This is a genomic window from Streptomyces sp. NPDC058985 (assembly GCF_042740985.1).
GTDB lineage: Bacteria > Actinomycetota > Actinomycetes > Streptomycetales > Streptomycetaceae > Streptomyces.
Genome location: NZ_JBHYJX010000001.1, coordinates 144,739 through 169,416 on the forward strand (window position 1 = coordinate 144,739; position 24,678 = coordinate 169,416).

Genomic DNA, 24,678 nt, shown 5'->3' on the forward strand with positions numbered 1-24,678 from the left:
GCAAGGGTACGGGCGATACGACCCGAAGGAGCCGTACCGCCCGAAAACCCTGGTGAAGCGGGTGAAGCGATGAAGCGATGTCGCGGCGGAACGCGATCAGACGCGACGGCGCTTCGGGGGACGGCAGCCGTTGTGCGGGGTGGGCGTGACGTCCTGGATCGAGCCGACCTCGAGGCCGGTCGCCTGCAGGGAGCGGATGGCGGTCTCACGACCGGAACCCGGGCCCTTGACGAACACGTCGACCTTGCGCATGCCGTGCTCCTGGGCGCGGCGGGCAGCCGACTCGGCGGCCATCTGCGCGGCGAACGGCGTGGACTTCCGGGAGCCCTTGAAGCCGACGTGGCCGGCGGAGGCCCAGGAGATCACGTTGCCGGTCGGGTCCGTGATGGACACGATCGTGTTGTTGAACGTGCTCTTGATGTGCGCGTGGCCGTGAGCGACGTTCTTCTTTTCCTTGCGGCGCACCTTCTTGGTCGCGCCCTGACGTCCCTTGGGGGGCATGTCGTTCTCCTACGGGAGGTGGTCGGTCCTACAGCGAAGACCGCTGGACGGCGAAGTCCGCTGCGGACTACTTCTTGCCCGGCTTCTTCTTGCCGGCGATGGCGCGACGCGGGCCCTTGCGGGTGCGGGCGTTCGTGCTGGTGCGCTGACCGCGGACGGGCAGGCCACGGCGGTGACGCAGACCCTGGTAGGTACCGATCTCGACCTTGCGGCGGATGTCGGCCTGGACCTCGCGGCGAAGGTCACCCTCGGTCTTGATGTTGTTGTCGACGTACTCGCGGATCGCGACGAGCTGCTCCTCGGAGAGATCCCGAACACGGGTGTTCGGGTCCACGCCGGTGGCGGCGAGCGTCTGCTGCGAGAGGGTCCGGCCAATGCCGAACACGTAGGTGAGGGCGATCTCGACGCGCTTTTCGCGCGGGATGTCAACACCGGAAACGCGTGCCATTCAATGGCTCCAGTTGATTGTCGGAGGTCTTCCACAGAACCGGTCCCCGGCCGCCGTATGAGGTACGAGTCGGGTCCCCGGCCTCCGAACCGGGGGTGTCGGACGCCTGGGCGCCCGGGTTCTGCGTATGAACATGTTCAGCTCGCGTCGCGCGAAGTCCTGCGAATCGCGGAGGGACGGTCGTGCGTCAGCCCTGGCGCTGCTTGTGGCGCGGGTTGTCGCAGATGACCATGACCCGACCGTGACGGCGGATCACCCTGCACTTGTCGCAGATCTTCTTGACGCTCGGCTTGACCTTCATGGGTGTGAGGTTCTCCGGGTCAGTTGCCGGCGGTCCCCGGGCCTGACGGCCTGGGACGTGGGCAAGATCTACTTGTACCGGTAGACGATCCGGCCACGCGTCAGGTCGTACGGAGACAGCTCCACCACGACCCGGTCGTCAGGGAGGATGCGGATGTAGTGCATGCGCATCTTGCCGCTGATGTGTGCCAGGACCTGGTGGCCGTTCTGGAGCTCGACCTTGAACATGGCGTTCGGAAGAGACTCGACGACAGTGCCCTCGATCTCGATGGCACCTTGCTTCTTGGCCACGCTTCGCCCTTCGAATCGACTACCTTGATCGACTCTCTTCGCACCGTACGAGCGCATGCAGACATGCGGGTGCACGAGAGCCGACGAGTCAGTCTACGTCAGCAGCCCCGGAAAGGCGAAACGGGGAAGTCTGCCCCGGATGCGAGATCGTTATGCAAGAGGGTCGGGCGCAGCCGTGACGCCCAGCTCCTCTCTCGCGGGCTCGGCGCCAGGGCGCCTCACAAGCTTCGAGCGGCTGCGCCGGCCTCCGACCGGCGGTCATGGCTCGGGCCGGCGTCACGCCAGCGGGTCCGGCGCAGCCGTGACACCCAGCTCCGCCAGCTTCGCCCTGCCCCCGACCGATCCCCTCACGCCCCTCTCGCGGGCTCGGCGCCAGGGCGCCTCACAAGCTTCGAGCGGCTGCGCCGGCCTCCGACCGGCGGTCATGGCTCGGGCCGGCGTCACGCCAGCGGGTCCGGCGCAGCCGTGACACCCAGCTCCGCCAGCTTCGCCTTGCCCCCGTCCGGGGACGTCAGGACCAGTGGGCCCTGGTCGGTCAGGGCGACCGAGTGCTCCCAGTGCGAGGACCACGTGCCGTCCGTCGTGATGACCGTCCAGTCGTCCGACAGGACCTCCGTGCGGGGGGTGCCGAGGGAGACCATCGGCTCGATGGCGAGGCAGAAGCCGGGAACCAGCTTCGGGCCCTTGCCGCGTCGCCGGTCGACGTAGTTCAGCAGGTGCGGGTCCATGTGCATCTCGGTGCCGATGCCGTGGCCGCCGTACTCCTCGATGATCCCGTACTTCCCGCCGCCGGGCTTCGGCTGGCGGCGGATGTACGTCTCGATGGCCCGGGAGACGTCCACGAGCCGGTTGCCCTGCTTCATGGCCGCGATGCCCGCCCACATCGACTCCTCGGTCACCCGGGACAGCTCGACCAGCTCCGGGGAGTGGCCGGAGCCGACGAAGGCCGTGTAGGCCGCGTCGCCGTGCCAGCCGTCGATGATCGCGCCGCAGTCGATGGAGATGACGTCGCCGTCCTTGAGGACCACGTCGTCGGAGGGGATGCCGTGGACGACGACCTCGTTCACCGAGGTGCAGATGGTCGCGGGGAAGCCGCCGTAGCCCAGGAAGTTCGGCTTGGCGTCGTGCTCCGCGAGCACCTTGCGGGCGACCTGGTCCAGGTCCTTGGTCGTGGCGCCGGGCACGGCGGCCTCGCGGGTGGCCGCGTGGATGGCGGCGACGACCAGCCCCGCCTCACGCATCTTGGCGATCTGCTCGGGGCTCTTGATCTGCACCATGGGGACTGCGGCCTTTCTGGACCGGAGGGGACTGGACGCTTCCAACGATACGGGGGTGGACCGGCCCCACCCCACCTCACAGCTCAGCCGCGGCCCCCAGGGCTGGGGACCGCGGCTGCAGCCTGTGCTGAGAACTACTGGTCGCGCTTGAGCGCCTCCAGCGCACGGCCCGTGACCTCGTCCACGGGGCCGGTCGCCGCGATCGTGACGACAAGGCCCTGCGCCTTGTAGTAGTCGATGATCGGCTCGGTCTGCGTGTGGTAGACCTCCAGCCGCTTGCGGACCGTCTCCTCGGAGTCGTCGTCCCGCTGGTACAGCTCACCGCCGCAGACGTCGCAGACGCCTTCCTTCTTCGGCGGGGTGTACGTCACGTGGAAGACGTGGGACGAGTTGTTCCGGCAGACGCGCCGGCCGGCGATCCGCTTCACGACCTCGGCCTCGGGGGCCTCCAGGTCGAGCACGGCGTCGAGCTTCATGTCCTCGGTCTCGAGCAGCTCGTCCAGCGCCTCGGCCTGAGAGACGTTGCGCGGGAAGCCGTCCAGCAGGAAGCCGCCCTCGGCGTCCGGCTGCTCCATGCGGTCCTTCGCCATGGCGATGGTGACCTCGTCCGGCACGAGATTGCCGGCGTCCATGTACGACTTGGCGAGCTTGCCCAGTTCGGTCTGCTGGCTGATGTTGGCGCGGAACAGGTCGCCCGTGGAGATGTGCGGAATGTGCAGCGTCTCGGCAAGGCGGGTTGCCTGCGTTCCCTTTCCGGCGCCAGGAGGCCCGACGAGGACGATTCGCATCAGCGGAGGAACCCTTCGTAATTGCGCTGCTGGAGCTGGCTCTCGATCTGCTTCACCGTCTCGAGACCGACACCCACGATGATCAGGATGCTGGTACCGCCGAACGGGAAGTTCTGGCTTGCCCCGAAACCAGCCAACGCCATTGTCGGGACGAGAGCGATCAGGCCCAAGTACAGCGAACCCGGCCAGGTGATCCGGTTGAGTACGTAGCTCAGATACTCAGCGGTCGGTCGGCCAGCCCGGATGCCCGGGATGAAGCCACCATACTTCTTCATGTTGTCCGCGACTTCCTCGGGGTTGAACGAGATGGCCACGTAGAAGAAGGCGAAGAAGACGATCAGGAAGAAGTACAGGACGATGTGCGCCACCGCCGCGGGATCGGCGAGGTTCTTCTGGATCCAGACGGCCCAGCCGGCCGTGGAGCCGGAGAACTGCACGATCAGCGCCGGGATGTAGAGCAGCGACGAGGCGAAGATGACGGGGATGATGCCCGCCTGGTTCACCTTGAGCGGGATGTAGGTCGACGTACCGCCGTAGGAACGGCGGCCGATCATGCGCTTCGCGTACTGCACCGGGATGCGACGCTGGGCCTGCTCCACGAAGACGACCAGGCCGATCATGACCAGGCCGACCGCGACGACGGTGCCGAACTCGATCCAGCCGTCCGCCAGGTCACCCTGCTTCTTGATGGCCCACAGGGCGGACGGGAAGGTCGCGGCGATCGAGATGAACATCAGGATCGACATGCCGTTGCCGATGCCGCGGTCGGTGATCAGCTCGCCGAGCCACATGACGACGGCCGTACCGGCGGTCATGCAGACCACCATGACGATCGTGGTGAAGATCGCCTGGTCCGGGACGATCTGACCGGCGACGGTGCAGCCGGAGAAGAGGGCGCCGCTGCGGGCGGTGGCCACCAGGCCGGTGCCCTGCAGGATGGCGAGCGCGATGGTCAGGTAACGGGTGTACTGCGTGATCTTCGCCGTACCGGCCTGCCCCTCCTTCTTGAGGGCTTCCAGGCGCGGGATCACCACGGTCAGCAGCTGCAGAATGATGCTGGCCGTGATGTACGGCATGATGCCGAGCGCGAAGACCGTGATCTGCAGCAGGGCGCCACCGCTGAACATGTTGACCAGGCCGAAGATGCCCTGGCTGCCGGACGCCTGGTCCACGCACTCCTGGACGTTCTTGTAGTCGACGCCTGGAATGGGAATGTGGGTACCGAGCCGGTAGACCACGATGATGCCGAGCGTGAAGAGCAGCTTCTTGCGCAGGTCGGGCGTCTTGAACGCCCGGGCGAACGCGGTGAGCACGGTGCCTCCTGCGACCCCCGCGCTACTGCGTCAAGGGTGACGGTCTTGAGGTTCGACTGACGACTTAGTGAGTAACGGTCAACTGCCGCTCAGAGTGCCTCATGTGACGCACCCGTGAAAGAGGGCAGCGCAGGCCACCTTACCGGCGGGAGCACTTCCCTTGGAACGACCAACCGGGGATACCCCTTTTGTGGGGTATCCCCGGTGGGATCGCTCAAGTCATCGAGACGCCTGAAGGGTTCAGACGAGCTCGGTGACGGTGCCGCCGGCGGCGGTGATCTTCTCCTTGGCGGAGCCGGAGACGGCGTCGACCGTCACCTGCAGCGCCACGGAGATCTCGCCCTGGCCGAGGACCTTGACGAGGCTGTTCTTGCGAACGGCACCCTTGGCCACCAGACCCTCGACGGTGACCTCGCCACCCTCGGGGTAGAGCGCGGCCAGCTTGTCGAGGTTCACGACCTGGAACTCGGTCTTGAACGGGTTCTTGAAGCCCTTCAGCTTCGGGAGACGCATGTGGAGGGGCATCTGGCCACCCTCGAAGCGCTCCGGAACCTGGTAACGGGCCTTCGTGCCCTTGGTACCACGACCAGCCGTCTTACCCTTCGACGCCTCACCGCGACCCACACGGGTCTTGGCGGTCTTGGCGCCCGGGGCGGGACGGAGGTTGTGGATCTTGAGCGGGTTCTGCTCCGCCATGATCAGTCGACCTCCTCGACCGACACGAGGTGGCGGACGGTCTGCACCATGCCGCGGAACTCGGGGCGGTCCTCCTTGACGACCTGCGTGTTGATCCCCTTGAGACCAAGGGAACGCAGGGTGTCACGGTGGTTCTGCTTGCTGCCGATGTAGGACTTGACCTGCGTAATCTTGAGCTGCGCCATGATTACGCACCCGCCCCGGCACGCGCACGGAGCAGAGCCGCGGGGGCCACGTCCTCGAGCGGCAGACCACGGCGGGCCGCGATCTCCTCGGGACGCTGGAGACCCTTCAGGGCCTCCACGGTCGCGTGCACGATGTTGATCTGGTTGTCGGAGCCGAGCGACTTCGACAGCACGTCGTGGATACCGGCGCACTCGAGCACGGCGCGCACCGGACCACCGGCGATCACACCGGTACCCGGGGACGCGGGCTTGAGCAGCACGACGCCGGCAGCCTTCTCACCCTGGATGGGGTGCGGGATGGTGCCCTGGATGCGGGGGACCTTGAAGAAGTGCTTCTTGGCCTCCTCAACGCCCTTGGCGATGGCGGCCGGCACCTCCTTGGCCTTGCCGTATCCGACACCCACGGTGCCGTCACCGTCGCCCACCACGACCAGCGCGGTGAAGCTGAAGCGACGACCACCCTTCACAACCTTGGCGACGCGGTTGATCGCGACGACGCGCTCAACGTAAGCGGTCTTCTCGGCGGCAGCTGCGCCGCCGTCACGGCCCTTCCGGTCCCGCCGCTCGCCGCCACCGGCACCGCCACCGCGGCGCTGGGGTCCAGCCATTGGAATTACCTCTCTCTGTTTCCGCTAGCGATACGGAACCGGCTCAGAACTTCAGTCCGGCTTCGCGGGCGGCGTCGGCCAGAGCGGCGATGCGCCCGGCGTACTGGTTACCACCACGGTCGAACACGACGGCCTCGACACCCGCGGCCTTGGCGCGCTCGGCAACCAGGGCGCCGACCTGCTTGGCCTGCGCGGACTTGTCGGCCTCGCCACCACGGATCGAGGTGTCCAGGGTCGACGCCGAGGCCACGGTGTGGCCCTTGATGTCGTCGATCACCTGGGCCACGATGTGGCGGTTGGAGCGAGTAACGACCAGACGGGGACGCTCCGCCGTACCCGAGAGATTCTTGCGAATCCGGATGTGACGGCGCTTGATCGCGGCGCGCTTGTAGGCGTCGCCCTTGAGGATCTTCTGCCCGTATGCCATGGCTTACTTACCCGCCTTTCCGACCTTGCGGCGGATGACTTCGCCCTCGTACTTGACGCCCTTGGCCTTGTACGGGTCGGGCTTGCGCAGCTTGCGGATGTTGGCCGCAACCTCGCCGACCTTCTGCTTGTCGATGCCCTCGACCGAGAAACGGGTCGGGGACTCCACCTTGAAGGTGATGCCCTCGGGGGCCTCGACCAGGATCGGGTGGCTGTAGCCGAGGGAGAACTCCAGGTTCGAACCCTTGGCGAGCACGCGGTAACCGACACCGCTGATCTCGAGCTTCTTCACGTAACCCTGGGTCACGCCGGTGATCATGTTCGCCACCAGCGTGCGGGACAGGCCGTGCAGGGCCTTGCTCTGACGCTCTTCGTTGGGGCGGGTGACGTTCAGAACGCCGTCCTCACCCTTGGCGATGTCGATCGGTGCCACGACGGTGTGAGTCAGCGAGCCCTTCGGGCCCTTGACCGAGACCGTACGGCCGTCGATGGTGACGTCCACGCCGGCGGGAACCGCGATGGGGAGCTTGCCGATGCGCGACATAGCTGTTTCCTCCGTTCCCTTCCGCTACCAGACGTAGGCGAGGACTTCCCCACCCACGCCCTTCTTGCCGGCCTGCTTGTCGGTGAGGAGCCCGTGCGACGTGGAGATGATCGCCACGCCGAGGCCGCCCAGCACCTTCGGCAGGTTGGTGGACTTCGCGTACACCCGGAGACCGGGCTTGGAGATCCGCTTGATGCCCGCGATGGAGCGCTCACGGTTCGGGCCGAACTTCAGCTCGAGGACGAGGTTCTTGCCGACCTCGGCGTCCTCGGTCTTCCAGCCCGTGATGAAGCCCTCCTGCTGGAGGATCTCCGCGATGTGAGACTTGATCTTGGACGCCGGCATCGACACGGAGTCGTGGTACGCCGAGTTCGCGTTCCGCAGACGCGTAAGCATGTCTGCGATCGGATCAGTCATGGTCATGAATTGGCCTTCGGCCTCTCTCGCCGGGGTTTCCTGGTGCGCCATCCCTCTCCCCGATCCGAGACGGGACGGGTGCGGCGCGGTGGACCTACGGCGTAGTAAGTCGTTTGGGGCGTGGCAGACGCCCAACCCCACAAGCCTAAGGCATGCGAGGGTGGGCCTCTGCCGACCCAGTTGCTTACCGAGAGCCTGAGTAACCCGGGACTACCGGACTACCAGGAGCTCTTGGTCACGCCCGGCAGCTCGCCACGGTGAGCCATCTCACGAAGGCACACGCGGCACAGGCCGAACTTGCGGTACACGGAGTGCGGGCGGCCACAGCGCTGGCAGCGGGTGTAGCCACGCACACCGAACTTGGGCTTGCGAGCAGCCTTAGCGATCAGAGCCTTCTTCGCCATCTCGCTCACGCCTCCTTGAAGGGGAAGCCGAGGTGACGAAGGAGCGCGCGGCCCTCAGCGTCGTTGGTCGCCGTGGTCACCACGGTGATGTCCATACCCCGGACGCGGTCGATCTTGTCCTGGTCGATCTCGTGGAACATGACCTGCTCCGTGAGACCGAAGGTGTAGTTGCCACGGCCGTCGAACTGCTTGGGGGACAGACCACGGAAGTCGCGGATGCGCGGCAGCGCGAGCGACAGGGTGCGGTCCAGGAACTCCCACATGCGGTCGCCACGGAGCGTGACGTGGGCACCGATCGGCTGGCCCTCACGCAGCTTGAACTGCGCGATGGACTTGCGGGCCTTGGTGACGGCCGGCTTCTGACCGGTGATCGTGGTGAGGTCCTTGATGGCACCCTCGATCAGCTTGGAGTCGCGGGCGGCGTCGCCCACACCCATGTTGACCACGATCTTGACGAGGCCGGGGACCTGCATGACGTTCTCGTAGGAGAACTCCTCACGCAGCTTGCCCGAGATCTCCTCGCGGTACTTCGTCTTCAGACGCGGAGTGGTGGTGGTAGCCATCAGATGTCCTCACCCGTCCGCTTGGCAACGCGGATCTTGTTGCCCTCGTCGTCGAAGCGGTAACCGACGCGCGTGACGACCTTGTTGCCGTCCTTCTCCACGACCAGCTGGACGTTGGAGACGTGGATCGGGGCCTCGGTGGTCACGATGCCGCCGGCCTGCGAACCGCGAGCGGTCGGCCCGGCCTTGGTGTGCTTCTTGACCCGGTTGACACCCTCGACCAGGACGCGGTCCTCGCGGGGGAAGGCCGCGATGACCTTGCCCTGCTTGCCCTTGTCCTTACCGGTGATGACCTGGACCAGGTCGCCCTTCTTGATCTTCATGCTCACAGCACCTCCGGCGCGAGGGAGATGATCTTCATGAACTTCTTCTCGCGCAGCTCACGGCCCACCGGGCCGAAGATACGGGTGCCGCGAGGGTCGCCGTCGTTCTTCAGAATGACGGCGGCGTTCTCGTCGAAGCGGATGTACGAGCCGTCCGGACGGCGGCGCTCCTTGACGGTGCGAACGATGACCGCCTTGATGACGTCACCCTTCTTCACGTTGCCGCCGGGGATCGCGTCCTTGACGGTGGCGACGATGACGTCACCGATGCCCGCGTAGCGGCGACCGGAGCCACCGAGTACACGGATGCAAAGGATTTCCTTCGCACCAGTGTTGTCGGCGACGCGCAGTCGCGACTCCTGCTGGATCACGTCTATCTCCTGATTGTCTGCCGGTTCCCCGGGGGCCGCTCACGTCCCGCGTGAACGGACCCCGGAGCCTGGCGGAACTGACCTGCGAGGGATGCCCCGCAGGAAATTACTTGGCCTTCTCGAGGACCTCGACGACGCGCCAGCGCTTCGTCGCGGACAGCGGCCGGGTCTCCATGAGGAGGACGCGGTCGCCGACACCCGCGGCGTTCTGCTCGTCGTGAGCCTTGAGCTTGCTGGTACGGCGGATGACCTTGCCGTACAGCGCGTGGGTCACGCGGTCCTCGACGGCGACGACGACGGTCTTGTCCATCTTGTCGCTGACGACCAGACCCTGACGGGTCTTGCGGAAGCCGCGGGCGGCCTTCGTCTCTTCAGTCACGTTGCTCTCGCTCATCAGGCGCTCTCCACCGTCTCGATGCCCAGCTCGCGCTCACGCATCAGGGTGTAGATCCGCGCGATGTCCTTACGGACGGCCTTGAGCCGGCCGTGGTTCTCGAGCTGGCCCGTCGCCGCCTGGAAGCGGAGGTTGAACAGCTCTTCCTTGGCCTCGCGGAGCTTCGCCAGAAGCTCCTCGTTGCCCAGCTCGCGCAGCTCGGACGCCTTGGTACCGGCCGACATCACGCTTCACCTGCCTCGCGCTTGACGATCCGGCACTTCATCGGCAGCTTGTGGGCCGCACGGGTCAGCGCCTCACGGGCGATCTTCTCGTTGGGGTAGGACAGCTCGAACATGACCCGGCCCGGGTGCACGTTCGCGATCCACCACTCCGGGGAACCCTTACCGGAACCCATGCGGGTCTCGGCCGGCTTCTTCGTGAGCGGGCGGTCCGGGTAGATGTTGATCCAGACCTTGCCGCCACGCTTGATGTGGCGGGTCATCGCGATACGGGCCGCCTCGATCTGGCGGTTGGTCACGTACGCGGGCGTGAGGGCCTGGATGCCGTACTCGCCGAACGCAACCTGCGTACCGCCCTTGGCCATGCCGCGGCGCTTCGGGTGGTGCTGCTTGCGGTGCTTGACCCTACGGGGGATCAGCATTTCGGTCAGGCCTCCGTTCCGGTGCTCTCAGCCGGAGCGGCAGCGGCGGGCGCGTCGGCCTTGGGAGCCTCGGCGGCCGGAGCCGACTGCTGCTGCGGCTTGCGCCCACGACGCTCGCCACCGCGGCCACCGCGGGCCGGGCGGTCGCTGCCGCCACGGGCCGGACGGTTACCGGCGCGGGCGGCCGCGTTCTCGGCGCGGACCTCGGCGATGTTCTTGACGTCGCCCTTGTAGATCCAGACCTTCACACCGATGCGGCCGAAGGTCGTCTTGGCCTCGAAGAAGCCGTAGTCCACGTTCGCGCGGAGCGTGTGCAGGGGCACACGGCCCTCGCGGTAGAACTCCGAGCGCGACATCTCGGCGCCACCGAGGCGGCCACCGCACTGGATCTTGATGCCCTTGGCGCCGGCCTTCATCGTGCCCTGCATGCTCTTGCGCATGGCGCGACGGAAGGAGACGCGGGAGGACAGCTGCTCGGCGACGGCCTGGGCCACCAGCTGAGCGTCCGTCTCGGGGCTCTTGACCTCGAGGATGTTCAGCTGGACCTGCTTGCCGGTCAGCTTCTCCAGGTCACCGCGGATGCGGTCGGCCTCGGCGCCGCGGCGGCCGATGACGATGCCGGGACGGGCGGTGTGGATGTCCACACGCACGCGGTCACGGGTGCGCTCGATCTCCACCTTCGAGATGCCGGCGCGCTCCATGCCGGACGTCATCATCCGACGGATGGCGACGTCTTCCTTGACGTAGTCCTTGTACAGCTTGTCGGCGTACCAACGCGACTTGAAGTCGGTCGTGACACCGAGCCGGAACCCGTGCGGGTTTACCTTCTGGCCCATTACCGGGTTCCTTCCTTGCTGCTGACGACCACGGTGATGTGGCTGGTCCGCTTGCGGATCCGGTAGGCACGTCCCTGGGCGCGCGGCCGGAACCGCTTCAGGGTCGGGCCCTCGTCGACGTAGGCCTCGGAGATGAAGAGGCTGTCGGCGTCGGTGTGGTCGTAGTTGTGCGCGGCGTTGGCGATGGCGCTGTCCAGCACCTTGCCGACCGGCACGCTCGCGGCCTGCGGGGCGAAACGCAGGACCGCCTGAGCCTCCGTGGCATCCATGCCACGGATGAGGTCCACCACGCGGCGGGCCTTCATGGGCGTGACGCGGATGTACCGCGCCTGGGCCCTGGCTTCCATGGTTGTCCCTTCAGTGTTTGTCATGATCATTCACACCCCGCTGACTAGCGGCGCTTCGACTTCCGGTCGTCCTTGACGTGACCCCGGAAGGTGCGCGTCGGCGAGAACTCGCCGAGCTTGTGGCCGACCATGGACTCGGTGACAAACACCGGGATGTGGGTCTTGCCGTTGTGCACCGCGATCGTGTGGCCGAGCATCGCCGGGACGATCATCGAGCGACGGGACCAGGTCTTGATGACGTTCTTGGAACCGGCTTCGTTCTGCGTGTCCACCTTCTTGATCAGGTGGTCGTCGACGAAGGGTCCCTTCTTCAAGCTACGAGGCATCTCAACCCGTCCTTAGCGCTTCTTGTTCGTCTTGCGGCGGCGGACGATGTACTTGTTCGACGCCTTCTTGGGCGAACGAGTACGGCCTTCCTTCTTGCCCCACGGGGACACCGGGTGGCGACCACCCGAGGTACGGCCTTCGCCACCACCGTGCGGGTGGTCCACCGGGTTCATGACCACACCACGCACGGTCGGGCGAACGCCCAGCCAGCGCTTACGGCCCGCCTTGCCCCAGTTGATGTTGGACTGCTCGGCGTTGCCGACCTCGCCGACGGTGGCGCGGCAGCGCACGTCGACCAGGCGGATCTCTCCGGACGGCATGCGCAGGTGGGCCATCTGGCCCTCCTTCGCGAGCAGCTGCACGGAGGCACCGGCGGAACGGGCGAACTTGGCACCGCCACCGGGACGGAGCTCGATCGCGTGGATCGTGGTACCGACCGGGATGTTGCGGAGCGCCAGGTTGTTGCCCGGCTTGATGTCGGCCCCGGGACCGTTCTCGACGCGGTCACCCTGCTGCAGGTTGCGCGGGGCGAGGATGTAGCGCTTCTCGCCGTCGGCGTAGTGCAGCAGCGCGATGCGCGCGGTGCGGTTGGGGTCGTACTCGATGTGCGCGACCTTCGCCGGCACGCCGTCCTTGTCGTGCCGACGGAAGTCGATCACTCGGTAGGCGCGCTTGTGTCCGCCACCCTGGTGGCGAACGGTCACACGACCGGCGTTGTTACGGCCGCCCTTGCTGTGCAGCGGGCGGACCAGCGACTTCTCCGGCGTGGACCGCGTGACCTCGACGAAGTCGGCGACGCTGGAGCCACGACGGCCCGGCGTAGTCGGCTTGTACTTGCGGATTCCCATTTCTCAGTCCTCGTCCGATATCGGACGATCCGACCCGCTTACGCGGTCGGACCGCCGAAGATGTCGATACGGTCGCCCTCGGCGAGGGTCACGATCGCGCGCTTGCTGTCGGCACGCTTGCCGAAGCCCGTGCGGGTGCGCTTGCGCTTGCCCTGGCGGTTGATCGTGTTGACCCCGGTGACCTTGACCGAGAAGACCGCCTGGACGGCTTCCTTGATCTGGGTCTTGTTGGAGCCCGGCGCGACGATGAACGTGTACTTGTTCTCGTCGAGGAGCGCGTAGCTCTTCTCCGACACGACCGGCTTCAGCAGCACGTCACGGGGGTCCGTGAACGCCTTGCTGGCGGGGGTCACGACGGTGTTCTTGCCCTCGGCCTCGTGGCGACGCGCCTTGGCGACGCGCGCGGCCTTGGCGGCCTTGGCCGCCTTGGGGGCGATGCTCGGGTGACGCGTAGCCATCAGGCTTCGCTCCCTTCGGTGTCATTGGCCTTCGGGCCGGACACGAAGGACTCGAAGGCGGCCTGGGTGAAGACCACGTCGTCCGAGACGAGAACGTCGTACGTGTTCAGCTGGCCCGGCTCCAGGATGTGGATCTGGGGCAGGTTGCGGGCGGACAGCCACGCGGCCTCGTCGGTGCGGTCGACGACCAGGAGCAGGTTCTTGCGCTCCGAGATCTTGCCGAACAGCGTCCGGGCGGCCTTCGTGGACGGGTTGTCGCCCTCGATGACGCCGGTGACGACGTGGATGCGGTTGTGGCGGGCCCGGTCGGTGAGGGCGTGGCGCAGGGCCGCGGCCTTCATCTTCTTCGGGGTCCGCTGCGAGTAGTCACGCGGCTGCGGGCCGTGGACGACGCCACCGCCGGCGAACTGCGGCGCACGGGTCGAACCCTGGCGGGCGCGGCCGGTGCCCTTCTGGCGGTACGGCTTCTTGCCGCCACCACGGACCTCGCCGCGACGCTTGGTCTTGTGCGTGCCCTGGCGGGCAGCGGCGTTCTGCGCGACGACGACCTGGTGGATCAGCGGGATGCTGATCTTCTCCACGCCGAAGATCTCCGCGGGGAGCTCGACGCTTCCGGTCTTCTCGCCGGCAGGCGAAAGGATGTCAACAGTGCTCATCGGTTACCTCAGGCCCCCTTGGCCGCGGTGCGGACCAGGACGAGGCCGCCGTTCGGACCGGGAATGGCGCCCTTGATGAGCAGCAGACCCTTCTCCGCGTCAACGGCGTGGACGGTCAGGTTCTGGGTGGTGACCCGCTCGTTGCCCATGCGGCCGGCCATGCGGAGGCCCTTGAACACGCGGCCCGGGGTGGCGCAGCCACCGATGGAACCGGGAGAGCGGTGCTTGCGCTGGGTGCCGTGTCCGGCGCCGAGGCCCTTGAAGTTGTGACGCTTCATGACACCGGCGAAGCCCTTGCCCTTGCTCTTGCCGGTGACGTCGACCTTCACGCCGGACTCGAAGACCTCGGCGGTGACTTCCTGACCGAGCGTGTACTCGGCGGCGTCGGCCGTACGGATCTCGACGAGGTGGCGGCGGGGGGTGACGTCGGCCTTGGAGAAGTGGCCCTTGAGGGGCTTGTTCACCTTGCGCGGGTCGATCTCGCCGAACGCGATCTGGACGGACTCGTAGCCGTCGACGTCGTTCGTGCGGACCTGGGTGACGACGTTGGGGCCGGCCTTGACGACGGTGACCGGAACAACGCGGTTGTTCTCGTCCCACACCTGCGTCATGCCGAGCTTCTCGCCCAGGATGCCCTTGATCTGCTTGGTCATCTTCAGATCACCGCCCTCAGAGCTTGATCTCGATGTCGACACCGGCCGGGAGGTCGAGTCGCATCAGAGAGTCAACGGTCTTGGGGGTCGGGTCGAGGATGTCGATCAGGCGCTTGTGCGTGCGCATCTCGAAGTGCTCGCGCGAGTCCTTGTACTTGTGCGGCGACTTGATGACGCAGTACACGTTCTTCTCAGTGGGCAGCGGCACCGGGCCCGCGACCGACGCACCAGTGCGGGTCACCGTCTCGACGATCTTCTTCGCCGAGGAGTCGATGACCTCGTGGTCGTAGGCCTTGAGCCGGATGCGGATCTTCTGTCCCGCCATGGCTACTCAGTAGTCCTGTCTCTCGTAACGCTCTGGACCCGGCGGTCCTTGTGTCTCCACTCCCCACCTCCGACCCACGCGGTCGGGCGTGTCGCACTCTCGCTGACACAGATGTCCCTTGTTCGAACATCCCTGCACTGGGAGGTGCGGGCCCTTCCGGAACCGCGGACCGGGGGCGAGAGGCCCACCGGGCGCCTGGCCGGTACCCCGCTGACACTTCCCGGAAGATTCCCGTACGTCCGCCCCTGAACAGGAGCGACGAGTACTGTGGGACTCGCTTCCGGTCCTCCCGGCGGGAGGCGCGCAGCATCGGCACTCGACCGAGCAACCCCGCTAGTCTGCCATACGGGGCGGGGGGCTGGCCAATCGGGCCGGAGAGAATACCCCGGGGGTGGCGGGGGTCAAACCCAACGACCTCGCCACCACGGTGGCGCCGTCAGTACGCGTCGAGCAACTGATCCAGAACCTGATCATATGCACGGAATCCGGCCTTCCCATCCTCTGGCGCGTCCGATTCAGGCCGGAGGACGCCCGGAAGATGCGCGACCCGCCACATACGGAAGACCAGGCCAGGAGTATTCCTGCCACTCGGGTCCGCCAGGGTGCAGGCGATTGTCAACACCTCGACGATCTGCTCCGCACCACGGGGGGCCTCCGTGTCCGCCGCGATGGCTGCGGTGACGAGGGCCTGGAGCAGGAGCGTGAGCTGCAGGTCCGCCGCCATGCGGCACATGCGTCGCACCAGCGCAGGCTCCTCCAGCTTCTCCAGAGGCTGAGGGACACCCGTGACACCCGCCGACCACAGGAGCAGAAAGGCCGCCGGCACTTCGTGGTCGCGGAGCCTCCCGAGCTCGTCGACGATGGCCATGCCCGCGTCACTGAACTGACAGACGGACCGAATACCGCTGAGCAGGCGCCCCACGTCATCGGAGCGGTCGGCCAGGAAGTGGCCGACTGATACGTCCGAGAGACACCAGGAGCCGGTCACGTTCACGGCCCCCACCTCCACGACACCACCGAGCGGGCCGAAGACTCCACGAGCGAGCATGCTCTCCGACATGGGAACGATCGAACCTGCCACTACCAGACTCCTCGCATAAATCTAGAACTGTCCCATCATGTGCTGAATTACCGCATCTCTTTGCGGAAGAACGCGTGGGGACCCTGCGTTCAGAATGTCGACCCCGTCTTGAGTGTCCACAAAATACTCCGGCTGACGCCCGGCGGGCCCACTGTGCTCGCGCAACACCGAGTCAGCGAACGATCTCGGCACTTCGGTCCGCACCACGACTCCCTCGGGACCGGCGTACTGTGTGGCAGCCCTGTTGAAGTCGTCAGTCAGATATACGCCGGCATCCGGTGTATATTCCCGCTGCATATCGTGAGAGCGACCCAACGAGAATTGTCCTCCGCTCCAGTCCCGTGACCCGTGATAAAGAACGACGGTTTCCTCGTCGCACGACATGAGACCAAAGGGGTCGATCTGTCGCCAAGGGTTGGTCACGTAGGCGTAGGGGTCCGGAGCGGGCGCCAGTCCGAGAGGGTCGATCGATGTGTAGCGACCGCTCTCGGGATCGTAGTGACGGTGATAGTTGTAGTGCAGTCCTGTCTCAGGATCCTGGTACTGCCCAGGGAAGCGAAGTGGGGTATACGCGGGACTCTGTCGGGGCCAAGCCGTAGCACCCCATATCGTTCGCCGGGCTCTCCACGTCACCTCGCCTTGCGGATCAACGAGTTGAGTGGGAGTTCCCACCAGATCGGTGACGATCGCGAAGAAGCGCGCATCGATTTCTTCCTGCGTGGCCGAGCCGGTCAGTCGTTCGGTCTGGGCGATGGGCCGGAGTCCGGAATGATCCCAGGTGAGGGTAATCGAATTCGGCAGATCCGGCTCGTTGGTGGTCTGTTCTGCAAGAGTCGAGCCATCCCAGGTGAAGTCGGTTCGCTCCACGGCTGAATGGCCGTCGTCGCTCAGCCGCTCCTTTGCAATGCGGCGGCCGAGAGGGTCGTAGGTGTAGTGCCATACTGCGCCATCCGGTGTGGTGACGGACGTCAGTCGATCCTCGGCATCCCAGAGGTACTGCCAGACGGCTGGCTTCCGGGACAGACGCTTCTTACGACGTTCGATGACCCGTCCGGCGGAGTCGTAGACGTAGCGCACTCCTCCCGCCCGGCCCAGGCGGCCGCCGGAGTAGGAGCGGCTCCCTTGCACTTCGTCCAGGCCCGGATACCCGGACCATGACGCAGAAGTGAGGTGTCCGGCCACGTCATAGGCGTAACCCTCAGAGCGCCCTTCCCCCTCCAGTCTCCGAACTCGCCCCATTGAGTCCGTATCCACAGCAACGGAACCATCGATGGCATCAGAAATCTGGCTCGGACCCCGGTCCACTCCGTACTGATATGCACGGCTCTGTACCTGCCGGTTCGCAGTCGTCCACCGCTCTGCGACAGGCCGACCGCTCGCGTCCCAGGTCCGGTCGACTCGCAGGGAGGAATCGATGAGTCGGCTGATTTCCTGCCCGGCGGGATCGTGACCGAATTCGATGGCGTGACCTGAGGTATCCAGACGAGCCGTCCGTCCGACGGCGTCATACCCGTACCGAGCGCGGGCCCCGGACGGCGTCACTCGCTCGACACGTCGGCCGGCGGCGTCGTAACTCGACACCAACGAACGGTCGTTTACCCGCTCGGCAATGATCCGTCCTGCGTGATCCCGCTCCAACCGGAGGTCACAGCCCCGCCCTACGGCGCGGACCAAGCGTCCCATCGCATCGTAGACATACTCGACGGGCTCCGTATCGACCGTCTTGGAGCGGAGCCGGCCCATCATGTCGTACGTGTAGCCGACTTCCTGACTCGCCGGATTCACCCGCCTCGACAACCGGCCGACCGCGTCCCGCTCATACGTGGTCTGCTGCTCGTCGAAGTCCTTTTCGGCAACGAGCCGACCCGCTGCGTCGTAGTGGTATTCCCAATGCAGGTCGAGGGGGTTGGTCACCCGCGTGAGGCGCAGCGCTGCATCGTAGGCGAACTCGTAGCGGCCCCCATCAGGCTCTGTCTGCGCCGTGAGCAGGTCGAAGGGACCGTATTGGAAGGAAGTGAGGGCACCGCCCGGCTTCAGGTGTGAGGTGCAGTTTCCTTCAGCATCGTAGGTCCACTCCTCCTCGACACCGTCCGGGTCCAGGACACGGCTTATTCGGCCTTCGACCGTCCACCACAGCCTGGTCGTGCTTCCCAACGGATCCGTGACACCACTGAGACGGCCGAAAGAGTCGTAGGTGCGGGCAGTCCGCTCCCCCAAGGCATTGGTGATCTCGCACCGTAGGCCGGCGGAATTGCAGCGGACGGCCGTCGTCACCTCAAGTGGGTCGGTCATCGATGTGACCGAACCGCGATCGTCGTAGGCGAACCGAGTTCGAGCACCGTCCGGTGCGATAGAGGAAACCCGATTGCCTCGCTCGTCGTAGGCGTGTCGCCAACGCGTCCCATCCGGCAGATCGACGCGGATCGGCAGGTGTAGCGCGTTGTACTCCACAGTGACCATGCCGCCGTCCGGCAGCGAGACACGCGTGGGCCGACCGACTGTGTCGTTCTCGTAGCGCGTGGTGTGCCCAAGGGCGTCCGTACGTGACAGTAGGTGGTGGTGGTCGTCGTACTCGGCTCGAGTGCAGTGGCCAAGGGGGTCGATCTCAGCGATGACCTGACTGTCCTCGTTGACAACGAACCGAGTGACCGCCTGGTCGGTCGTCGTGTAACTGGTGACGCGACATCCCGGCCAAGCGGATATCGCCTCGTCGTATGTGAACGTACCGGCGACGTGTCCGGCTTCGCCGGTTTGTGAGACACATCGACCGTGATCGTCGTAGACATACGCGTACCGGTGGCCGTTGCGGTCGGTCCACGACGTCACGCGCAGGCGCTCGTCGTAGGTGAAGGTGAGAGCCAAGCCTGATGAGTTGACGACGTCCGTGAGGTTGCCGTCGGTGTAGCAGTAGCGCCTGACAACGGTGCTGGAACAGTCCTCTGCGCCGACCAGCTGCAGAGCCGTGACGCGACCCTCGACGGTGGTCAACGTGAGGTGATAACCGCCCGAGTGCCGGATTCCGACTGGAGCGCCGGAGCCGTCGTAATCAAAGGTGATGCTGTTGGCATTGCGGTCAGTGATGCTGATGATGCAGGCGATGCCGTCGGGCCGCGGCGCGAAGCGGCGGCTGAGGCCGGTCAGGAGATCATCTACTCGGTACGTCCCGTCAGCCTCCCGTTTCAGGGGCATGCGGGGGCCCGCTTCGGGCAGCCAAGGGCCCTCTGCCGAGTCTTCGACACGGTAGACGAGGATCATGCCGTCCTCTGTGACGAAGTAGATGCTGTCCTCGTCCATCTCCAGACGCTGGTCCAAAGTTGAGGACCAACTGGGGCCGAACCACCATCCGCATCCGTAGTCGGACGCAGCTCTGCGAGTGAACGTCAATGGCAGAGTTCCGGGCAGGGACACGTCGGTTTCGACCAGGAACATCTCGCCGGTAGCGACGTCGACCGGGTCGCCACAACCCTTGATCTTGCTTTTGAGCCGGTTGTAGGCGCCCTTGGCGCCATCGGCGACCGCTGTCTTGGCGTTCTTGGCGACCCCACGGGCGCTGAGAGCCATGCCCTTCAGGCCCGTCTTGCCCAGCGCCTTCGCGCCCTTGGCGAGTCCGCCGAGGGTGGTCAGGCCCTTCATGCCGGGTATGCAGTCCAACGCGGCTAGCCCCACGTCCCACAGGGAGGCTTGGCCCTTGCTGTACTTGTAGAGCGTGTCCGCGAGCACGACCAAGGCGGCGACCAGCACGATCGCGCCCAGGATCGGGCCGCCGATGATCATCGCGACGATCCCGACGACCGCGACGACGACCTTGCAGACCGCGACGATCGTGTCCCAGTTGTCGGAGAACCAGTCGCCGACGTCCTCCCACCACGAACGGTTCTGGATACCCGCGTCGGACGCCTCGTCGATCTTGTTCTTCGCGTCCCGGGCCGCGTCCTCACGCATCTTGCGCGCGTCCTCGGCCATCTTCTTCGCCGCGTCCAGCGCGCTCTGCGCCGAATCGACCGCCGACTGCGCGTTCGTCTGCGCCGTCTTCGCGTGCTGCGCGTCACGGGTGGCCGCGCGGACCTTCGCCTCGTCCGGCTTGTCCCCGTCCGACTTGCTGCCCGTCGGATCGTCCTTGTACTTGTCCGCCTCCTTCGACGCCCGCGTCACCCACGAGTCCGCCGAGGACAGCTTCGACTGCGCGGAAGTGAGGTCCTGACGGGCCTCCCGCGCCTTGACGAGGGCCCGGTCGGCCAAGGCCTGGGCGCGCTCCAGCTTCGGCCAGAAGTCCGCGAGCGCGTCGCCGCACATCCCGTACGACTTCTCGAGCTTCTTCAGGTTCTTCGGGACGCCGGAGAACTCCTCCTTGAAGACCGTCGCCGACTTGCCCGCCCACTCCGCGAGCGTGCCCTCCCCCGCCATGCCCTTCACCAGGCGCAGCGCCTCGGACACGTCGTCCGCGAAGTCGTGCAACGTCTTCGCGAGCGTGCGGACGCGTTGCGGGTCGCCCGGGGTCGGGTCCTTGTCCAGGTCCAGGACATGCCAGTCACTCGGCCTGTGGCCCACCATCACGCAACCCCCGTCGACGCACGCACATCAGCAACAACCGTATGCACACGTGAACTTACAAGACACGTGCGTTCGAAGACAGTGCTGGCTTCAGTGCCTGGAGCGGCGTCGGCGCAGGGCCTCACGTGCGTCGATGAGCGCGTACGACGCCTCCAACCGCCACGTCTCCAGCTTGTCCAGAACGCCTGACGCGATCTTCCATCCCTTCAGCCACAGCGGCAGGTGCCGGAACGGCACGAAGGTCATGGTGTCGTCGACGGCGTTCACGGCGATGCTTCTGCGGCCGGGGCCCGCCGCCCGCAGCGCGGCGTACAACTCTGGCGTCAACTCGCCGTTCAGCCGGGCCGCGATGCCCGCCGCGGTGTACGCGAAGCCGCGCTGGGCGACGTCCGGCAACCGCATCGCCCGGATGATCCGAGGGGACGCCTCCTCCAGCGGGCAGTTGAAGGCCAACCCGATCACGGCAGTTCCCAGGTGGCGCTCTCCACGTTCGTAGGCCGCATCCCATACGGCGGGGTTGTCGATACCGAGTAGGCCCTCGCCAGAGTCCCAGTCCAGCTCGGCTGTCACAACCGTGCGCGTCCTTTCAGTGGGCCCCGGGTCGGATTCTCTTGGTACCTGCTCCATTGCCCGGTCCGGGGAAGCGGCGCGCGGCTTCGTGAGGTGCGAACCCGCCGCGCTCACGCAGGATCGACCGTCGGGACCGCGCGGTCCGGTCGCCACCCGGCTCCGCGCAGCAAGGTGTCCGTGCGGGCGGACCAACGCCGTGTCTTGAGGCGGGGCTCAGCCCACGAACCGGAACGAGGAAGTGATCGCGTCGAAGATGTCGAAGAAGGAGTCCGCCAGGTCGAGGACCTGGCTGCTGCCCGCCACCAGGGCGACCTTGCCCTCCTGGCCGGGGACCGGGATGTACGTCTGCATGAGGACCGCGCGGACCGTGCGGTTCAGGGCGTCGTCCGGGACCGGGATGTCCTCCACGCCCTGGGTGCGGGCGGCCGGGCCCACGCCGGGGATGTCGACCGTGGTCACCTTGCGCCAGGAGTCGCCGGGCTTCCTGGCCTCCTTGACCGCCAACTGGCCCGCTATGGCGGCCGGGTCGTTGGGGAGGGGGTCGCCGGAGGACGTGCGGCCGCCGATCAGCGACACCGTCACCGAGCCCGTGATCGGGGTGTCGCCGCCGAAGCTCTCCGCCATGCAGCCGCAGTACAGGGCGCCCGACTTCCACGCGTCCGAGGCCGCCTTCTGGAGGAAGGTGATGTACGCGGAGCGGGACGGGGCCAGCTCCGGGTACCGCCGGACGCGGTCGTCGACCATGCGGCGGATCGAGTCGTCCCGGGACTCCGGGCGGACGTCGAACTCCCACCAGGACTCCGGCACCTTGATCCGGAACCCGCCTCGCTCGACGGTCAGTGCCTCCGTGTAACGGGCCATGACGTGACCGGCCTCCCCGTGCGTCGTTCGATGATCCGTGCCGTCATCGTCCCACCGTTCGAGCGGCCGACAGGGCCAGGGGGCGCTCGCGGCAGATAATCACTCACCCGTTTGGGGGAAAATCTGTCGTGGCCGCTGTAGACATTCGGCGGCTTCCGGGGTTAATCTTCTGCTGTAGCCAAGAAGTCAGGGAGAAAAGGAGGAGGACGCCATCAGGATCGCCCGGTGGAGAACGTTCTCACCGGGTACCGCAGGCCCCGGAACGGAAGGTGGTCCCACGGTCACGCATCCGCGATCCCTCATCCGCCCGCCCCTCGACGGGGCCCGGGACGGAAGCAGAAGGCCGGCAGTGAAGTAGCCAGCCGGCAGATGGTGTTACAAATCCCTCGGGGCCTTGGTGCCGTACGGCACCAAGGCCCCTCGACCGTTTACGCAGGCCCCGAACCCGTCAAGCAGAGGTGCAGATGACCGCAGACACACCGCTCGACCCCATCGACGACGACGACTACCCCGCGTACACCATGGGCCGCGCGGCCGAGATGCTCGGCACCACGCCCGCCTTCCTGCGGGCCCTCGGAGAGGCCAGGTTGATCACTCCCCTGCGCTCCGAGGGCGGCCACCGCCGCTACTCCCGGTACCAGCTGCGGATCGCCGCCCGCGCCCGCGAGATGGTCGACCAGGGAACCGCCATCGAGGCGGCCTGCCGCATCATCATCCTCGAGGACCAGCTCGAGGAGGCCCAGCGCATCAACGCCGAGCTGCGGCGGGGCGGCGTCGGGGCCGCCGGGAACCCGTCAGGGAGGGCTCGTCCCGCCCGGTAATCCCACCGAGCGGTCCGCTCCGGCGATGCGGCGGATAAAATCCGTGGTCATGCCGAAGCCTGACGAGCTGCTCATGGACATCGCCGCCCTCGTGGAGTCCGGACAGAGCAGCCGGATGTCCCTGACCGTGGTCACCCACGGCGCTGTCATCACCGGTCGCCTGGCCCCCGAGAGGGTCTGGAGGCGCCGGGTGTCGGAAGTACTGACCGACTCAGCCGACCTGCGCGACTTCTCCGCCGTCTTCGACGCTCACGCGGAGAAGGACGGGCCACCCACGCACCTGCACTTCCATGTCGCCCGGATCCTCCAGGGCACCATGGGAATCCCGGAAACGGGCGGGATGTACCGCGTGGCGATCGAGGACGTCAGCGCCTGGACCGTGGGTGATTTCAGCTACTCCGATCACTGAACCCCCCAGCGCTCGGCGGGGGTGATCTCCTCAGATGACGCCCTGCGCCAGCATCGCGTCCGCCACCCTCTCGAAGCCCGCGATGTTGGCGCCGGTGACGTAGTCGCCGGGGGCTCCGTAGCGGGTGGCGGTTGCGTGGCAGGTGGTGTGGATGTCGGTCATGATGGCCGCGAGTTCGTCCTCGACACGGGTCGCCGGCCAGGACGTACGGGCGTGGTTCTGGGCCATCTCCAGGGCGCTGACCGCGACGCCGCCCGCGTTGGCCGCCTTGCCGGGGCCGAAGGCGACACCGGCCTGCTGGAGGAGGTGGACCGCGTCCGGGGTGGTCGGCATGTTGGCGCCCTCGGAGACCGCCTTCACGCCGTTGCGGATCAGGGCCGTCGCGTCCTCGGCGTCGAGTTCGTTCTGCGTGGCCGACGGGAGGGCGACGTCCGCCGGGACCTCCCAGACGCGGCCGCCGGGGACGAAGCGGGCGGAGGCGCCACGGCGCTCGGCGTACGTGCCGACGCGGCCGCGTTCGACCTCCTTGACCTGCTTGAGCAGGTCCACGTCGATGCCCTTCTCGTCGACCACGTAGCCGGACGAGTCCGAGCAGGTGACCGGGTTCGCGCCCAGGGCGGTCAGCTTCTCGATGGTGTGGATCGCGACGTTGCCCGAGCCGGACACCACGGTCGTCTGGCCTTCCAGGTCCTCGCCGCGCTCGCGCAGCATCGCCGCCGCGAAGAGGACGTTGCCGTAGCCCGTCGCCTCCGGGCGGATCAGCGAGCCGCCCCAGCCCGCGCCCTTGCCGGTGAGGACGCCGGCCTCCCAGCGGTTGGTGATGCGGCGGTACTGGCCGAAGAGGTAGCCGATCTCGCGGCCGCCCACGCCGATGTCGCCGGCCGGCACATCGGTGTGCTCGCCGATGTGCCGGTACAGCTCGGTCATGAACGACTGGCAGAAGCGCATGACCTCCGCGTCGCTGCGCCCGCGCGGGTCGAAGTCGCTGCCGCCCTTGCCGCCGCCGATGCCCAGGCCGGTCAGGGCGTTCTTGAAGATCTGCTCGAAGCCCAGGAACTTGATGACGCCCAGGTTCACGGAGGGGTGGAAGCGCAGGCCGCCCTTGTACGGGCCCAGCGCGCTGTTGAACTCGACGCGGAAGCCCCGGTTCACGTGCACCCGGCCCCTGTCGTCCTGCCACGGGACCCGGAAGACGACCTGGCGCTCCGGCTCCACCAGCCGCTCCACCAGACCCGGCTCGGCGTACTCGGGGCGTGCCTCGAGTACCGGCGCGAGCGTCTCCAGGACCTCGCGGGCCGCCTGGTGGAACTCGGGCTGGGCCGGGTTGCGGTGCTCGATCTCCGTGAGGAGACGGGCAAGCGTGGTCTTCGTGTCGGGTCGCGTCGTCGTCACGTGGACCTCTCTGGTATCGGTGGCACCGTTCCGGGTCAGTGTTACGTGCGG

The 24,678-nt window shown here is 66.7% G+C and carries 35 protein-coding genes; 2 read left to right on the plus strand and 33 right to left on the minus strand.

The annotated features are described in order from the left end of the window. Positions 1-96: 96 nt before the first annotated feature. The 32 genes from rpsK to ACFW01_RS00780 all read right to left on the minus strand — a co-directional run bounded on the left by rpsK (position 97) and on the right by ACFW01_RS00780 (position 22,005). On the minus strand, positions 97-501 hold the full coding sequence (gene rpsK, locus ACFW01_RS00625; RefSeq protein WP_007443997.1) for a 30S ribosomal protein S11: 405 nt from the start codon (positions 499-501) through the stop codon (positions 97-99). A gap of 67 nt (positions 502-568) precedes the next feature. Beyond that, entirely contained in the window at positions 569-949 is a 381-nt protein-coding gene (rpsM, locus tag ACFW01_RS00630; protein ID WP_003974244.1) for a 30S ribosomal protein S13, read from the minus strand. A 187-nt stretch (positions 950-1,136) separates the two neighbouring features. Further along, positions 1,137-1,250, minus strand: coding sequence for a 50S ribosomal protein L36 (gene rpmJ, locus ACFW01_RS00635; protein WP_003974245.1), 114 nt, complete (start codon positions 1,248-1,250; stop codon positions 1,137-1,139). 68 nt (positions 1,251-1,318) lie between these two features. Beyond that, entirely contained in the window at positions 1,319-1,540 is a 222-nt protein-coding gene (gene infA / locus ACFW01_RS00640) for a translation initiation factor IF-1 (RefSeq protein WP_003948620.1), read from the minus strand. 440 nt (positions 1,541-1,980) lie between these two features. After that, entirely contained in the window at positions 1,981-2,817 is an 837-nt protein-coding gene (gene map / locus ACFW01_RS00645) for a type I methionyl aminopeptidase (RefSeq protein WP_234955384.1), read from the minus strand. 134 nt (positions 2,818-2,951) lie between these two features. Next, on the minus strand, positions 2,952-3,605 hold the full coding sequence (locus tag ACFW01_RS00650; protein WP_384501912.1) for an adenylate kinase: 654 nt from the start codon (positions 3,603-3,605) through the stop codon (positions 2,952-2,954). Further along, on the minus strand, positions 3,605-4,918 hold the full coding sequence (gene secY / locus ACFW01_RS00655; RefSeq protein WP_234955387.1) for a preprotein translocase subunit SecY: 1,314 nt from the start codon (positions 4,916-4,918) through the stop codon (positions 3,605-3,607). The genes ACFW01_RS00650 and secY overlap by 1 nt, the downstream gene beginning before the upstream one ends. A 240-nt stretch (positions 4,919-5,158) precedes the next feature. Next, positions 5,159-5,614, minus strand: a complete 456-nt coding sequence (gene rplO, locus ACFW01_RS00660; protein WP_023547373.1) for a 50S ribosomal protein L15 — start codon at positions 5,612-5,614, stop codon at positions 5,159-5,161. A 2-nt stretch (positions 5,615-5,616) separates the two neighbouring features. After that, positions 5,617-5,799, minus strand: coding sequence for a 50S ribosomal protein L30 (gene rpmD, locus ACFW01_RS00665; RefSeq protein WP_114534099.1), 183 nt, complete (start codon positions 5,797-5,799; stop codon positions 5,617-5,619). 2 nt (positions 5,800-5,801) lie between these two features. Continuing rightward, complete coding sequence (rpsE, locus tag ACFW01_RS00670; protein ID WP_004927232.1) at positions 5,802-6,407, minus strand: 30S ribosomal protein S5; 606 nt, start codon at positions 6,405-6,407, stop codon at positions 5,802-5,804. A 43-nt stretch (positions 6,408-6,450) separates the two neighbouring features. Then, the gene (gene rplR / locus ACFW01_RS00675; RefSeq protein WP_064729360.1) at positions 6,451-6,834 is read right to left on the minus strand and encodes a 50S ribosomal protein L18; all 384 of its coding nucleotides are present in this window, start codon (positions 6,832-6,834) and stop codon (positions 6,451-6,453) included. Between the two features lie 3 nt (positions 6,835-6,837). Next, positions 6,838-7,377 (minus strand): 50S ribosomal protein L6, encoded by a 540-nt coding sequence (gene rplF / locus ACFW01_RS00680; RefSeq protein WP_055418362.1) that lies wholly within the window; start codon positions 7,375-7,377, stop codon positions 6,838-6,840. Between the two features lie 24 nt (positions 7,378-7,401). Next, positions 7,402-7,800: a 30S ribosomal protein S8 gene (rpsH, locus tag ACFW01_RS00685; RefSeq protein ID WP_064729359.1), complete on the minus strand. Its 399-nt coding sequence runs from the start codon at positions 7,798-7,800 to the stop codon at positions 7,402-7,404. A gap of 212 nt (positions 7,801-8,012) precedes the next feature. Further along, positions 8,013-8,198, minus strand: a complete 186-nt coding sequence (locus tag ACFW01_RS00690) for a type Z 30S ribosomal protein S14 (RefSeq protein WP_003948630.1) — start codon at positions 8,196-8,198, stop codon at positions 8,013-8,015. 5 nt (positions 8,199-8,203) lie between these two features. Then, entirely contained in the window at positions 8,204-8,761 is a 558-nt protein-coding gene (gene rplE, locus ACFW01_RS00695; RefSeq protein ID WP_122615762.1) for a 50S ribosomal protein L5, read from the minus strand. Further along, positions 8,761-9,084: a 50S ribosomal protein L24 gene (gene rplX / locus ACFW01_RS00700; protein WP_003992365.1), complete on the minus strand. Its 324-nt coding sequence runs from the start codon at positions 9,082-9,084 to the stop codon at positions 8,761-8,763. The genes rplE and rplX overlap by 1 nt, the downstream gene beginning before the upstream one ends. A gap of 2 nt (positions 9,085-9,086) precedes the next feature. After that, complete coding sequence (rplN, locus tag ACFW01_RS00705) at positions 9,087-9,455, minus strand: 50S ribosomal protein L14 (protein WP_003992364.1); 369 nt, start codon at positions 9,453-9,455, stop codon at positions 9,087-9,089. 106 nt (positions 9,456-9,561) lie between these two features. Then, the gene (gene rpsQ, locus ACFW01_RS00710) at positions 9,562-9,849 is read right to left on the minus strand and encodes a 30S ribosomal protein S17 (RefSeq protein ID WP_122615760.1); all 288 of its coding nucleotides are present in this window, start codon (positions 9,847-9,849) and stop codon (positions 9,562-9,564) included. Next, positions 9,849-10,073, minus strand: coding sequence for a 50S ribosomal protein L29 (gene rpmC / locus ACFW01_RS00715; RefSeq protein WP_003974259.1), 225 nt, complete (start codon positions 10,071-10,073; stop codon positions 9,849-9,851). The genes rpsQ and rpmC overlap by 1 nt, the downstream gene beginning before the upstream one ends. Beyond that, the gene (gene rplP / locus ACFW01_RS00720) at positions 10,073-10,492 is read right to left on the minus strand and encodes a 50S ribosomal protein L16 (protein ID WP_003974260.1); all 420 of its coding nucleotides are present in this window, start codon (positions 10,490-10,492) and stop codon (positions 10,073-10,075) included. The genes rpmC and rplP overlap by 1 nt, the downstream gene beginning before the upstream one ends. Positions 10,493-10,497: 5 nt before the next feature. After that, on the minus strand, positions 10,498-11,328 hold the full coding sequence (rpsC, locus tag ACFW01_RS00725) for a 30S ribosomal protein S3 (RefSeq protein ID WP_122615759.1): 831 nt from the start codon (positions 11,326-11,328) through the stop codon (positions 10,498-10,500). Beyond that, positions 11,328-11,675 (minus strand): 50S ribosomal protein L22, encoded by a 348-nt coding sequence (rplV, locus tag ACFW01_RS00730; RefSeq protein ID WP_003974262.1) that lies wholly within the window; start codon positions 11,673-11,675, stop codon positions 11,328-11,330. The genes rpsC and rplV overlap by 1 nt, the downstream gene beginning before the upstream one ends. A gap of 44 nt (positions 11,676-11,719) precedes the next feature. Beyond that, positions 11,720-12,001 (minus strand): 30S ribosomal protein S19, encoded by a 282-nt coding sequence (rpsS, locus tag ACFW01_RS00735; RefSeq protein ID WP_055418366.1) that lies wholly within the window; start codon positions 11,999-12,001, stop codon positions 11,720-11,722. A 12-nt stretch (positions 12,002-12,013) separates the two neighbouring features. Next, complete coding sequence (gene rplB / locus ACFW01_RS00740) at positions 12,014-12,850, minus strand: 50S ribosomal protein L2 (RefSeq protein WP_019329639.1); 837 nt, start codon at positions 12,848-12,850, stop codon at positions 12,014-12,016. A gap of 38 nt (positions 12,851-12,888) precedes the next feature. Next, the gene (gene rplW / locus ACFW01_RS00745; RefSeq protein WP_122615758.1) at positions 12,889-13,308 is read right to left on the minus strand and encodes a 50S ribosomal protein L23; all 420 of its coding nucleotides are present in this window, start codon (positions 13,306-13,308) and stop codon (positions 12,889-12,891) included. Continuing rightward, positions 13,308-13,964, minus strand: a complete 657-nt coding sequence (rplD, locus tag ACFW01_RS00750; protein ID WP_234955390.1) for a 50S ribosomal protein L4 — start codon at positions 13,962-13,964, stop codon at positions 13,308-13,310. The genes rplW and rplD overlap by 1 nt, the downstream gene beginning before the upstream one ends. An 8-nt stretch (positions 13,965-13,972) precedes the next feature. Next, a complete protein-coding gene (gene rplC, locus ACFW01_RS00755; protein ID WP_234955391.1) occupies positions 13,973-14,617 on the minus strand; it encodes a 50S ribosomal protein L3 in 645 nt (214 codons plus the stop codon). 16 nt (positions 14,618-14,633) lie between these two features. Then, a complete protein-coding gene (gene rpsJ, locus ACFW01_RS00760; protein ID WP_003948644.1) occupies positions 14,634-14,942 on the minus strand; it encodes a 30S ribosomal protein S10 in 309 nt (102 codons plus the stop codon). Between the two features lie 436 nt (positions 14,943-15,378). Next, positions 15,379-16,002, minus strand: a complete 624-nt coding sequence (locus ACFW01_RS00765) for a hypothetical protein (protein WP_234955392.1) — start codon at positions 16,000-16,002, stop codon at positions 15,379-15,381. A gap of 42 nt (positions 16,003-16,044) precedes the next feature. Further along, positions 16,045-20,574, minus strand: coding sequence for a DUF6531 domain-containing protein (locus ACFW01_RS00770; protein WP_384502125.1), 4,530 nt, complete (start codon positions 20,572-20,574; stop codon positions 16,045-16,047). A gap of 90 nt (positions 20,575-20,664) precedes the next feature. Beyond that, on the minus strand, positions 20,665-21,036 hold the full coding sequence (locus ACFW01_RS00775; protein ID WP_234957933.1) for a hypothetical protein: 372 nt from the start codon (positions 21,034-21,036) through the stop codon (positions 20,665-20,667). A 321-nt stretch (positions 21,037-21,357) separates the two neighbouring features. Next, positions 21,358-22,005, minus strand: coding sequence for a hypothetical protein (locus ACFW01_RS00780; protein WP_064729350.1), 648 nt, complete (start codon positions 22,003-22,005; stop codon positions 21,358-21,360). Positions 22,006-22,469: 464 nt separating this feature from the next. Between ACFW01_RS00780 and ACFW01_RS00785 the strand changes: the two genes are divergently transcribed. Together ACFW01_RS00785 and ACFW01_RS00790 are read left to right on the plus strand one after the other, a co-directional pair. After that, positions 22,470-22,826: a MerR family transcriptional regulator gene (locus ACFW01_RS00785; protein ID WP_384501922.1), complete on the plus strand. Its 357-nt coding sequence runs from the start codon at positions 22,470-22,472 to the stop codon at positions 22,824-22,826. A 49-nt stretch (positions 22,827-22,875) separates the two neighbouring features. After that, complete coding sequence (locus tag ACFW01_RS00790) at positions 22,876-23,235, plus strand: hypothetical protein (RefSeq protein WP_384501924.1); 360 nt, start codon at positions 22,876-22,878, stop codon at positions 23,233-23,235. 30 nt (positions 23,236-23,265) lie between these two features. Here ACFW01_RS00790 and gdhA read toward each other — a convergent pair whose 3' ends face one another. Beyond that, entirely contained in the window at positions 23,266-24,627 is a 1,362-nt protein-coding gene (gene gdhA, locus ACFW01_RS00795) for an NADP-specific glutamate dehydrogenase (protein ID WP_234957936.1), read from the minus strand. Between the last annotated feature and the right edge of the window lie 51 nt (positions 24,628-24,678).